The sequence below is a fragment of the Deinococcus marmoris DSM 12784 genome (assembly GCF_000701405.1).
Classification (GTDB): Bacteria; Deinococcota; Deinococci; order Deinococcales; family Deinococcaceae; genus Deinococcus; species Deinococcus marmoris.
Genome location: NZ_JNIV01000002.1, coordinates 60,761 through 72,830 on the forward strand (window position 1 = coordinate 60,761; position 12,070 = coordinate 72,830).

Annotated in this window: 11 protein-coding genes; 5 read left to right on the forward strand and 6 right to left on the reverse strand. The window is 64.8% G+C overall.

Annotated features, from left to right (window positions below; translation table 11 throughout):
• Nucleotides 1-107 precede the first annotated feature (107 nt).
• Nucleotides 108-758: a M3 family metallopeptidase gene (locus Q319_RS28930; protein ID WP_281173818.1), complete on the reverse strand. Its 651-nt coding sequence runs from the start codon at nt 756-758 to the stop codon at nt 108-110.
• On the reverse strand, nt 640-1,899 hold the full coding sequence (locus Q319_RS28935; RefSeq protein WP_281173819.1) for a M3 family metallopeptidase: 1,260 nt from the start codon (nt 1,897-1,899) through the stop codon (nt 640-642). Before Q319_RS28935 ends, Q319_RS28930 begins: the two co-directional genes overlap by 119 nt.
• A gap of 177 nt (nt 1,900-2,076) precedes the next feature.
• Here Q319_RS28935 and Q319_RS0101030 point away from each other — a divergent pair, with 177 nt between their 5' ends.
• The 4 genes from Q319_RS0101030 (at nt 2,077) to Q319_RS0101045 (ending at nt 6,824) form a co-directional block, all read left to right on the forward strand.
• Nucleotides 2,077-3,318: an ABC transporter substrate-binding protein gene (locus tag Q319_RS0101030; protein ID WP_029479899.1), complete on the forward strand. Its 1,242-nt coding sequence runs from the start codon at nt 2,077-2,079 to the stop codon at nt 3,316-3,318.
• 216 nt (nt 3,319-3,534) lie between these two features.
• Nucleotides 3,535-4,473 (forward strand): carbohydrate ABC transporter permease, encoded by a 939-nt coding sequence (locus Q319_RS0101035; RefSeq protein ID WP_034413238.1) that lies wholly within the window; start codon nt 3,535-3,537, stop codon nt 4,471-4,473.
• Nucleotides 4,474-4,606: 133 nt separating this feature from the next.
• Nucleotides 4,607-5,461 carry a carbohydrate ABC transporter permease gene (locus Q319_RS0101040; protein WP_029479903.1) on the forward strand — a complete coding sequence of 285 codons (855 nt, stop codon included), beginning with the start codon at nt 4,607-4,609 and terminating at the stop codon, nt 5,459-5,461.
• A gap of 235 nt (nt 5,462-5,696) precedes the next feature.
• Entirely contained in the window at nt 5,697-6,824 is a 1,128-nt protein-coding gene (locus tag Q319_RS0101045; RefSeq protein ID WP_029479904.1) for an LLM class flavin-dependent oxidoreductase, read from the forward strand.
• A gap of 60 nt (nt 6,825-6,884) precedes the next feature.
• Here the strand turns inward: Q319_RS0101045 and Q319_RS0101050 are convergent, their stop codons facing one another.
• The 4 genes from Q319_RS0101050 to Q319_RS0101065 form a co-directional block, all read right to left on the reverse strand.
• On the reverse strand, nt 6,885-7,400 hold the full coding sequence (locus Q319_RS0101050) for a hypothetical protein (RefSeq protein WP_051654989.1): 516 nt from the start codon (nt 7,398-7,400) through the stop codon (nt 6,885-6,887).
• 88 nt (nt 7,401-7,488) lie between these two features.
• Nucleotides 7,489-8,862 (reverse strand): phosphoglucosamine mutase, encoded by a 1,374-nt coding sequence (gene glmM / locus Q319_RS0101055; protein WP_029479906.1) that lies wholly within the window; start codon nt 8,860-8,862, stop codon nt 7,489-7,491.
• Between the two features lie 39 nt (nt 8,863-8,901).
• Nucleotides 8,902-10,011: a DNA glycosylase AlkZ-like family protein gene (locus tag Q319_RS0101060; protein WP_029479907.1), complete on the reverse strand. Its 1,110-nt coding sequence runs from the start codon at nt 10,009-10,011 to the stop codon at nt 8,902-8,904.
• Nucleotides 10,012-10,013: 2 nt separating this feature from the next.
• Nucleotides 10,014-10,484, reverse strand: a complete 471-nt coding sequence (locus Q319_RS0101065; RefSeq protein WP_029479908.1) for a peroxiredoxin — start codon at nt 10,482-10,484, stop codon at nt 10,014-10,016.
• Between the two features lie 251 nt (nt 10,485-10,735).
• On the opposite strand from Q319_RS0101065, the gene Q319_RS0101070 reads away from it, so the two are divergent.
• On the forward strand, nt 10,736-11,875 hold the full coding sequence (locus Q319_RS0101070; RefSeq protein WP_029479910.1) for a deoxyguanosinetriphosphate triphosphohydrolase: 1,140 nt from the start codon (nt 10,736-10,738) through the stop codon (nt 11,873-11,875).
• The last annotated feature ends 195 nt before the right edge of the window (nt 11,876-12,070 follow it).

Sequence of the window (12,070 nt, forward strand, 5' to 3'; positions counted from 1 at the left end):
GTTGACAATGGCGGCCTGCCCGGTGGCCCCCTCTCCCAACTTCCCCCGCACGGGGGAAGGAGCTAAAAACCTTAGACCCTCAACCCCTTTGACCCTTAGACCACCGCTCATCCCACCGCCTCCACATAGACGTCGATCTGCCGCCGGATCACGTCCAGGCTGCCTTCCCAGAAGTCCGGGGCGTGCAGATCAATGCCGAAGCGGGCGGCCAGGGTCAGGGGGTCCGCGCGTCCAGTGGAGGCCAGCAATTCGTCGTAACGGGTCTGGAATTCGGCCTCCGTCCCAGCCTCGCGCGCCGCCACATACTGGGCGTACAGGCCCAGGCCGAACAGCAGGCCAAAGGTGTACGGGTAGTTGTAAAAGGCCAGACTGTAGTAGTGCGGCTTCACGGCCCACATGTACGGGTGCAACGTAGCAAGAGCGTCGCCGTAGGTTTCACGCTGCGCCCAGGTCATCAGCTCGCCAAATTCCTGCGGGTTCAGGTCACCCTTCTCGCGCCGCTCGAACACGGCCCGCTCGAACAGAAAGCGGCTGTGGATGTCCACCACCACCTGCGCGTGGCCCATCAGACTGGTTTCCAGCACGTACAGGCGCTCCGGCCCCGTTGCGTCGGCCAGGGCGGCGTTCTGTACCACGGTTTCACAGAAGATGGAGGCGGTCTCGGCCAGGGTCATGGGCGTTTCGCGTTGCAGCGGTTCGGACTGGGCCAGACGGGCGTTGTGGTAGCCGTGGCCCAGCTCGTGCGCCAGGGTGGACACGCTGTCCAGGCTGGGGGTTCATCAGGATGCGGCTCTTGCCGCGCGTCCAGCGCATGCAGAACGCCCCGCTGCGTTTGCCCTCGCGCGGGCCAGCGTCCACCCAGTCGCCGCTAAAAGCCTCGGCGGCGAAGTCGCCCAGCCCGGCGGAATAACCCCGGAACTGCCGCTCCACAAATTCAGCTCCCGCACCGTAGGTCCACTCGGTCTCACTGCTACCCGCCGGGGCGAGGATGTCCCACCAATCCAGCTTTTGCTTGCCCAGCGCCCGCGCCTTGGCCGCAAAATATTGGCGGAAATCGGGGAAGGAACGCACCACCGCCCCCTGCATGGCGTCCAGCGTCTCGCGGTCAATGCCGTGCGTCAGCAGGCTGGGGGCCACCGCGTCCGCGAAGCCGCGCCGCCGCGCCAGCGTGCCTTCCTCGCCCTTGACGCCGTTCAGAGCGGCGGCAAAGACCACCTCCGAGGACTTCCAGGCGGCAATCTCGGCCTCGAAGGCGTCACGGCGCACTGCCTCGTCCGCGTCGCTGGCAAGGGCGCGCAGGGCGGTCACGGGCAGATGCCCACCCCGGAATTCGCCTTTCAGGACGCTACTGATGTTGCCCTGGAGTTTAGACCAGCCCCCGGCCCCGCTGGGACGCAGGCGGGCGGCCAGGTCTTCCTCGGGCGGCGACATCTGATACCGGGCCAGTTGTATGGCACGGCGCAGGAAGTGTTCGTGGTCCCGCGCGGTTTCAGAGGCGGCCAGCAGGTCCGTAAGCTGCGCGTCATCCAGGCCACCCAGCCACGCGGTCAGGCGGGAACGCAGCGGCCCCAGCGGCAGCGTCAGCGTCGTGAAGGCGGCCATGCGGCTCTGGGCCAGCGTATCGCGGCTGTCGGTGGTGAAAAAAGCGTTCAGATAAGCGCCAATCGGACCGGAGCGGTTGCTCAGGGCATTCATAGCGTCCAGCACGCGCCCCAGCGTTTCGGGGGTGGCGGCGGGGCCATCCATACGAACATCCAGCTCGTTAAACAGCCGTTCGAGGTCCGCGATTCCGGCGCGCAGCCCTTCCAGATCCTGTTCCAGCCGGGGGTCACTCAGGCTGGCGTACAGGTCATCGGTGCGCCAGCGGGGCATTTCGGGGGCATTCGCTGCGAAAGTCATGCGCCCAGTTTAGGGCGCGGGAAAGCAACGCCGTGAACAGCTCACTTGATCGTTTCAGTTGCCCGCAGCAACGCAGTCCACACTTGACGGACCTCTTTTGAAAAGGTGCTACTTTAAGCGGACCATTAACTGAGCTGGCGTCAGACGGACGCCTGACCCACACCGGAGGTTCCACCTATGCGTAGCCGCTTGCTGTTGTCCGCTGCCCTCGCCGTATCCGCCGCCCTGACCACCTCGGCCAGTGCCGTGACCACCCTGAACGTCTTCATGGGCAGCCAGCAGCGCCCCGAAGTGTTCCAGCCCCTGTTTGACCGCTTCCAGGCCGCCAACCCCGACATCAAGGTCAAGATCGAGACCGGCGGGGCCACCAGCGAGGCCCAGAATCAGTATCTGACCACCGTGCTGGCCGCCCGCGACGACACCCTGGACATCTTCCTGATCGACGTGGTCCGCACCGCCACCTTCGCCGCCGCCGGGTGGGCCGAGCCGCTCAACGGCTACCTCAGCGGTGTCAACAGCTACCTGGGCAGCTTCCTGCCCGGTCCGGTCAGCGCGGCTACTTACGGCGGCAAGCTGTACGCCATGCCCGCCTTCACCGACGCGCAGTTCCTGTACTACCGCAAGGACCTGCTGACCAAATACAAGGCCAAGGTGCCCACCACCTGGGACGAACTGACCGCCACCGCTGGCAAGATCCAGAAGGGCGAGGGCGGCAAGATGCAGGGCTTCAACTTCCAGGGTGCGCCGATCGAGGGCACCGTGTGCAACTTCCTGGAAACGCTGTGGACCGGAGGCGGCGACGCCAGCAATGTCAACAGCGCGGCGGGCAAACAGGGCCTGAATTTCCTGGTCAACTCGGTCAAGTCCAGATTGTCGCCAGCGGCGAGCGCCGAGATCAAAACCGACGACTCGCGCCAGCAGTTCCAGGCCGGGGACGTGGCGATGGGCCTGAACTGGAGCTACGCCTGGGCACACTTCCAGGGCAACAGCCCGCAGCCCACCACCGTCAAGGGCAATGTGGGCGTGGCCCCGCTGCCTTCGTTCGGCAAGAATGCAAGCGCCACCTGCACCGGCGGCTGGGAATGGGGCGTCAACGCCTACGGCAACAACAAGAAAGAAGCCGTCAAGCTGCTGCAATTCATGTCCAGCGTGAACATCCAGCGCGAGATGGCCGTCAAGGGCGCGTACCTGCCCGTCCGCAAGAGCCTGTACAGCGACAAAGCCGTGCTGGCCGCCAACCCGCACTTCAAGGCGCTGTATCCGGTGGTCCTCAAGGCCCGCCCACGCCCGGTCACGCCCAACTACCCCAGGGTCAGCGAGATCATCCGCAACAACGTATCCGCCGCCGTGGCAGGCAGCAAAACCGTGGACGCGGCCCTGAGCGACATGCAGCGCGATCTGGCCCCGCTGCTGAAGTAGGTTCGCCTTCCTTGCCCCCAAATCTGGAGCTGAACTGGATTTGGGGGCAACTTGTTGGAGGCGGTCTAAGGGTCAAAGGGTCTAAGGCGGGCCGAATCTGTATCTCCCAGTTTGAATGAAAACAAGAGTAACCCCATCCCCGTCCGCGAAGAAGCAAGGCCAAAGCCCTTAGACCTTTTGACCCTCAGACCCTTAGACCGCTCCGAAGGAGATTCCATGACCCAGAAGAACATCGCCGCCCCGCTGCCCAGGCGCAAGGGGCGCAGCCGGGGCGAGGCCAGCGAGGGGCAACTGGCCTTCTGGCTGCTGCTGCCCGCCGCGCTGCTGCTGTGCGGCGTGCTGCTGTTCCCGATGATCACCACCATCCGCGACAGCTTTTACTTCAACAAGCTGACCGAGCCGTTCAACGGGCAGCCCTTCGTGGGCCTCAAGAACTACGTGCAGATGTTCGCTGACCCGCGTTTCGGCACCTCGCTGCGGAACACGCTGTTTTTCGCGGTGCTGACGGTGGGTGGCTCGTTCCTGATCGGCATTCCGATGGCGCTGGCGGCCCACACGCCCAGCAAGGTGCGCGGGCTGGCGCGCGTGGCGCTGCTGCTGCCGTGGGCCATGCCTCCCGTGATGACCGGATTGATCTTCGCGTGGCTGTTCAACGCCCAGTACGGCGTGTTCAACGACATTCTGGTGCGGCTGGGCATCGTCCAGGAGCCGCTGCTGTGGCTCAGCACGCCGGGGCTGGCGGTGCTGGCAATGGTGGTCACGATTGTCTGGAAAACCAGTTCTTTCGTGGCACTGATCGTGCTGGGCGGCCTCCAGGGCATCCCCCGCGAACTCACCGAGGCTTCAGAAGTGGACGGCGCGAGCCGCGTTCAATCCTTCTTCCGCATCATCCTGCCGCTGCTGGCCCCCAGTCTGGCGGTGGCGTTTATCTTCCGCTCCATCAGCGCCGTGCAGGTGTTTGATATTCCGTACACCTTCATTCAACAGGCTCCGGCACAGGGGTTGCTGGAAACCCTGGGGGTCTATATCTACCGCACCAGCATCGAGTTTCTGGACTTCGGATACGCGGCCACCCTCAGCGTGGCGCTGTTCGCGGTGAGCTTGGTGGTCACGGGCGTTTACGTGCGCTTCGTGCGTGACGGGGCCAGCACATGACACGAATTCCGTCTGCTCCATTTGCAAACCGGGAAAGCGCCGATTCACAAATTCCACGCCCGGAATCCGCTCCGCTCCTTCTCGCATCCGCTCGGATTTCATCATTTTCGCAAATGATTCCATCGGAGTTTTTATGAGCGACGAAACGGCAGCTCCCGAGCGCCTGACACTGGGCGACAGGATAGGCCGTTGGGCGGGCCTGACTGCGCTGATCGTTGGCGGTTTCTTCCCCCTGATCTGGATGCTCCTGACCAGCCTCAAGACGGAAGCCGAGTTGCAGAAATTCCCGGTGCAGTACCTGCCAGGGATGCTGAACTTCGCCAATTACGCCCGCGTGTTCACCGAGCAGCCCTTCGCCCGATTCTTCTTCAACTCCATGACCGTCAGCCTGCTAAGTACCGTGCTGTGCATCGTGGTGGCGGTTCCGGCGGCCTACGCGCTGGCCCGGCTGAATATCCGGGGGCGCGGGCTGCTGCTGACCGCCGTGGTGGCCTTTTCCATGTTCCCGGTGGTCAGCCTGCTGGTGCCGCTGTTCCGGTTGTTCCGGGGCCTGAGCCTGCTCAACAGCTATCCCGCGCTGATCCTGCCCTACGCCGCCCTCAGCCTGCCCGTGGCGATTCTGACCCTGGTGGCCTTCTTCAGCGCCATCCCGCGTGATCTGGAGGCGGCGGCCATGATCGACGGCACCTCCCGCGTGGGCGCACTGATGCGAGTGGTGCTGCCGCTCTCGGCCCCCGGTATGGTCACGGCGGCGCTGCTGATCTTCGTCAACTCATGGAACGAATTTCTGCTGGCGCTGAGTTTCAACACCAAACTGGACATGCGAACGGTCAGCGTGGGCGTCACGCTGTATCAGGGTGAATTCGCTTTTCCGTGGCCGCTGATTGCCGCCGCCGTGGTGATTGCCACCATTCCGGTGGTCATGCTGATCGCCGTCTTCCAGCGCAGGTTCGTGGCCGGATTGACGGCGGGGGGGGTGAAGGCTTGAGGTATTGCTCAGCGAGGTTTTTGGGTGGCTGCCACGGTTTGACCCCTCAGTCTGCTTCGCAGCCAGCTCCCCTCAAAGGGAGCCAAGGAGCGCAGAAGATCAAGGCAATTCCGCAACTCTTGCCTCCCTTCTAAGGGGAGGTGGCGCGTAGCGCCGGAGGGGTTGTCTTGGGACCAACCCTTTCACCCCAGCTTAGCTCTCCCTCTTTTTCCCACACCCCACAACCGAGGTACTTATGACCAACCCATCCCAGTCCGAATTCCTGTGGTTCCTGCAACTCTCGCGCGACGGTGAGTTCATCGGCACCAAAAACAAGATGCCGCGCAAGCCCACGCTGCCCTACCTGCAAAGCCTGATTTCCACGGCGGGCGAGGCGGGCTTTGACGCCCTGCTGACCGCCACCAACTACCACAGCGAACACGAGAACTACACGGCGGCGGTGGCAGCGCTGGCCCAGACGGCGGCCACCGATCCGGCGCTGCTGATCGCCGTGCGGCCCGGCATGTTCCAGCCTGCCATGTACGCCAAGATGCTCGCCACCCTGCAAAACCTGTTTCCAGGGCGCGTGCGCCTGAACATCGTGACGGGCAGCAGCCCCGCCGAGAACGCCATGTACGGCGATTTTGAAGACCACGCCAAACGCTACGAGCGCACCCGCGAATTCATGCAGATTCTGCGCCAGTTGTGGACGCAGCTGCCGCCCCAGTCCTTCAAATCGGATATCTACGCCTTCAACGACGCGGTGCTGGACCCCGCCCCAGTGCAACCCATTCCCATCTACTTTGGCGGCGCGTCCCCGGTGGCCCAGCAGATCGCCGCCGAGCTGGCCGACGTGTACCTGATGTGGGGCGAGCGCGAGGACATGATCAAGGAGAGAATGGCGCAGATGCAGGCGCTAGCGGACAAAGCCGGGCGAACTCTCCGCTACGGTCTGCGAACCCACGTCATCGTGCGTGAAACGGAGGCCGAGGCCCGCGCCGCCGCCGAACGCCTGATCAGCCGCGTCGACCCGGAAGTGCGCGCCGCCTTTGTGGCCAGCCATGCGCATGTGGACGGCGTGGGCCAGCAGCGTCAGATTGACATGGTCAAGAATCTGGACGCCGATCTGATGATAGAGCCGGGGCTGTGGGCCGGGGTGGGCATGGCCCGCAGCGGTGTGGGCGTCGCCCTGATCGGTGACCCTGGGCAGGTGGCCGACAAGATTCGCCACTACGAGGACATGGGCTTTTCCTCGTTCATCTTCAGCGGCTACCCGCATCTGGAAGAAGCCCGCCGCTTTGGAGAGTTGGTCATGCCGCTGCTCAAGGGCAAACAGGAAGAGGGCCGCGCCATTCACACGGATAGAGTGGCTCCGGTGGCCTGATCGACAGCCAAAAGAATGGGAGGCGAGCCATAAAGACTCGCCTCCCCCCTTTGCTGCCGTCTACTTGACGGTGGCCCGGATAAAGCAGGTGGCCATGTCGCCGCCCTTCAGATCGGGAAGCTGCCAGCGGACATGGGTGTACTCACTGGGGTTGACCGTCACTTCCTTCTTCACGTCCTGGCCGTTCTCGGTGACGGTTACGAACTTCTTGAGGGGTTCGGCGGCATAAGCTTTGCCGTCGATGCTGAACAGCGCCGTCACGCCGTCCACATTGCACTGCTGCCCTGTAAACGCCGTGGCCGCCGGGACCGCCATATTCAGCTTGAGCTGCTTGACGGGCATTCTGCTGGTGTTCTCCACGCGCTGCTGCAACTGCAACAGATCGCCCGGCGAGACCCCCCGGTTGGCGGTGTCGGTCAACTTCTCCACGGTCTTGCCGTCCGTCTTGACTTCCGTGACCAGCAGGGTGGACGCGGTGACCTTCAGGGGCGACTTCTGCGCGCCCGCGACTGCGGCCAGGGCAGGGGAAACCAGCAGTGCGGTCACCAGGGCCTTCGTGATCTGGATGTTTTTCATGAGAATACCTCCTGTTGCCATTGTGCCGAGAGCGGATGAGAGCCATGCGCGGCGCGGCTGACCGGACTGGTCAGGCACTGGGGGGGGATCACTGACCAGCCACCACGCCACTCAGCCCACGTTCCTCGACGACGGCGGCCAGCACGCGGGCGATCTCATGAATCTCGGCGGCGTCCTGGCCCTCCACCATCACGCGGATCAGGTTCTCGGTGCCGCTGGGGCGCAGGTTGATGCGGCCCCGGCCTTCCAGTTGGGCCTCGGCTTTAGAGACGGCCAGTTGCACCGTCGCGTCGCGGGCAATGGCCTTTTTATCGGCTACGCGCACATTCACCAGCGTCTGCGGATACATGGTCAGCTCGTCGAACAGCACGTCCAGGGTGGTGTCCATCGTTTTCATGCTCGCCAGGGTCAGCAGCGCGGTCAGCACGCCGTCCCCGGTGGGCGAGACATCCAGGAACAGCACATGGCCGCTCTGCTCGCCGCCCAGATGCAGCCCTTTGGAGTGCAGGCGCTCGTGGACATAGCGGTCTCCCACGGCGGTGCGCTCCAGCGAAATTCCAGCCTCTTCCAGCTTCACCTCCAGGGCCATATTGGTCATGATGGTGGCCACCACCGCCGCCGCCGGACGCGCGCGGGCGTTCAGCAGCAGCATGTGATCGCCGTGAACCACGTTGCCGCGCGAGTCCACGAACAGGGCGCGGTCCGCGTCACCGTCGAAGGCCACGCCCAGGTCATAGTCGCCGTTGCGGACAATCGCCTGAAGGTGGTCCATGTGGGTGCTGCCGCAATTGCGGTTGATGTTGCGCCCATCGGGGGTGGTGTACACCGCAAACACGTCGGCCCCCGCCGCCTGGAACACCTTGGGGGCCACCCGGTAGGCCGCCCCGTTGGCACAGTCCAGCGCGATCTTGAGACCGCTCAGGTCCGGCGCGTGCGAGACCAGATACTGGATATAGATGCGCTCGGCCTCGGTGGAGTTGGTCACGCCGCCCAGGTCCACGCCGGTCACGGGGGGCAGACCGTCAACGTCGTCGATGGCCGCCTCGATCTCGTGTTCGGTGGCGTCGCTGAGCTTCTGGCCGTCCGCGCCGAAGAATTTGATGCCGTTGTCCTCATAGGGATTGTGCGAGGCGCTGATGACCACGCCCGCGTCTGCGCCCAGTTGCCGCACCAGGTAACTGACGCCGGGGGTGGGCAGCACGCCCACATGGATCACATTGACGCCGCGTGCCGTCAGGCCCGCTGCCAGGGCCGCTTCCAGCATGTCGCCGCTCTGACGGGTGTCCTTGCCGATCACCACGCTGACCTTGCCTGTTCCACCCTCCTGCGACAGAGAGCGGCGCGTCAGCACCTCGCCCGCCGCCACGCCGAGGTTCATCACCCAGGCGGCGGTCAGGGGAAACTCGCCCGCCACCGCCCGCACACCATCCGTTCCAAAATACTTCCGATCATTGTCACTCATATTGCCGTCAGCATACCGCCCATGAGTGCTTTACACACCTTACTCAAGTCCGTTCACTGAAGAGGCGGTCAGAAATGTACGGTAGCGGTCCAACTCGGCTTCCAACCCTTTGCGGAAGGCAGCAGTCTGCCGGAAGCCAGGAATAAAGCCCAGCTCCGCGTCCAGCTCTCCCCCACCCAGTTTCAGATTGGCCCAGCCCACCGCGCGCCCGGCGGAAAAGACAGGCAGCGCGTAATAGCCCATCGTGCGTCTGGCGGCGGGGGTGTACGCCTCGAAGCGGTAGGGCCAGCCGTGCAAGTGTTCAAAACGGCGGCGGTCCCACACCAGCGGATCGAACGGCCCCACGATCCGCACCCCGCGCGGGGCAGTCGAGTCGGCTGGAGATTGATCCGACGTCCAGACATACTTCACGCCGTCCACCGTTGCGCCCGACAGTTCCTCTTTCACAGCCACCTTGAATGCTGCCTTCAGTTCGCCGCGCAGGTGCGGGAACCCGAAGCCGGACAGGCTGACCAGATAGCGCAGGCTGGCCTCCGGCAGAGGGCCGTACAACGCGGCCAGCAGATGCACCGTGCGGTGCAGACGTTCGGCTTCAGGCAGAGGCGCGGCGCGCAGGGCGGCCAGATGCGTGGCCGGGCCGTAGACGCGCACGCCGCCCACCCGGCGGGTCACGCGGGCCTCGCCCCGGTAGTGCAGTGCGCCCAGAATGCGGGTGGTAGCGCTGGACTGACCGCCCCAGGCATTGACGGTGCGGCCCTTGCCCAGCGCGGCGGCCAGATCGCGGGGGTGCAGTTCCTCGCCCTCGTTCAACTGGGCGCGGACCTCCTCCAGCAACCCTGGATGCTCCAGCTCCACGCGGCCCGGCGCAACCTCACGCGGGTGCAACAATGCCTGCACAGCGCGCGGCACGAAGCCGTAATTGGGAATCATGTCTTCCTCGGCGTCCAGTTCGGCGTAGCGGCGTTCCAGCTCGCCCGCCCGGTAGCCGGGAACGCGGGCCAGCAACGTCAAATCCTGCGCGCGGGCCGGGGCGCGGATCGGATCGGCCTGCAAAAAGCCCATGTGGTCCAGCGCCGCCTGAAGCGAGGGCTGCGGCGTCAGCGTGCGGAAAGCTGCGGCCCGCAGATCGGCGGGCGTGAGGGCCGCCACTTCTACTCCGTCCGCACGGCCCGCCGCTCCAGCTCCTGCAAGATCACCGAGGCGTGGTTGGCCGGATTGGCGCTGCGGTGTTCGTAGGCCAGCACGCCCTGTGGGTCAATAAGGAAGGTGGCACGCGACGCCATGCCCAGCAGACCGCCCAGGCCGCCGATCACGCCGTACGCCCGGCACAGTTCCCGGTCACCGTCTGGAATGAGGGGGTGCGTGAGGCCGCAGGTGTCGCGGAAATGGGCCTGATGGGCCTCGGTGTCGGTGCTGACGCCGATGACCGCCGCGTTCAGGCGCTCGAATTCGGGCAGGGCCGCCTCGAAACGCCGGGCCTCGATGGAACAGCCCGCCGAACTGGCGCGCGGGTAAAAGTACAGCACCACCCACTGCCCGCGCAGGCCGGACAGGCTGACGGTGCGGCCATCGTCGCTGCGGCGCGTGAACTCGGGGGCGGATTTCTGAACGACAGGCTTCATGCCCGCAGTTTAGGGGGTGGATGGATTGATGGAAGAAGGGTGATGGTTGATAGAAGAAACCCAGGGCAACTTGTCTGGGCTGCGGCCTATCTGTAATCCTGACCCCGCCGCCGCCTTCACGTTTCACCGTAGCCTTCAGGGCTGCACCAGTTGCCCGCAAGGGGCAGGGAAGTCAAAGGACCGACACCCCGCCTCCCCCGCCCTCCTTATCTTTCCGTCAACCATCTACCATCAACCTCTACACTGTCCCCATGCTCAGCCGCGCCGATCTGGAGGCCCGCGAGGCGCAGACGCTCGCGCCCTACGCCACCCTGAGCCAGCATTCGCGTGGGCGGGAATACCCGGAAGCCGAGAGCGCCACGCGCACCGCCTTCCAGAAGGACCGGGACCGGGTGCTGCACACCACCGCCTTTCGCCGTCTGGAGGCCAAGACACAGGTGTTCCTGAACGCCAGCGGGGACCACTACCGCACCCGGCTGACGCACACATTGGAGGTGCAGCAGGTGGCCCGCTCGGTAGCCCTGAATCTGGGCCTGAACGAGACGCTGGCCGAGACGGTGGCGCTGGCGCACGATCTGGGCCATCCCCCTTTCGGCCACGCCGGGGAACGCGTGCTGAACGGCCTGATGTCGGAGCATGGCGGCTTTGACCACAACTCTCAGGCCCGGCGCATCGTGTCGGTTCTGGAGCAGCCCAAAGCGGAGTATCCGGGGTTGAACCTGACGCTGGATACGCTGGACGGTCTGAACAAACATGACCGCGCCGGACTGGGCCAGCACTTGAAACAACCCAGTCTGGAAGCCCAACTGGTGGACGCTGCCGACGCTCTGGCCTACACCGCGCACGATCTGGAGGACGGCTTGCGAAGTGGTCTGCTCTCGCACGCGGGGTTGCTGGAGCTGCCGCTGTGGGCCGAACTTTCCAGTCGAATCGGCGTGACGGGCGCGGTCCTCTCGGAAGGCCAGAGGCGGACCCTGCACCGTGAACTGCTCGGCTGGCTAATCGGAGACCTGACAGCGGCCAGCGACGCGGCCATCACAGAGAGCGGCGTGAGCAGCGCCGCCGCCGTTCAAGCCTTGCCCGCCCGCCTGATCACCTACAGCCCTCACCTCCGCGCCTTGCTGCGGGACACGGGCGTCTTTCTGAAGGAAAACCTGTACCGCCACTGGCGCGTGGAGATGCAGGTGGAGCAGGGCAGCCGGGTGCTGACCACGCTGTTTCACGCCCTCATGCAGCGCCCCAGCATGTTGCCTCCGCAGTTCCGGGAACGCACCGAAGCGGAGGAACTGGCCCGCGTGGTCTGCGATTATCTGGCCGGGATGACCGACCGCTACGCGCTGGACATGCACGCCAGCATCGCTCCACCTGCTCAGCACGCACCACATTTCTAGGCCGCGACATGAAGAACACGGCATGAAGAAACAGCCGTACAGCCATTCCCATCAAACTCCACTTGCCCAGCCACACCTCAATCTGATAGCCTGACCTTTAGTGTCTTGCGCTTGGTAGAGCGCGGATCGCCGGGCTGGCACCCGGACACGCACGAAACCTTTCCCCCCGTTAGGCCGGGGCGTGTCGCCGCCAAA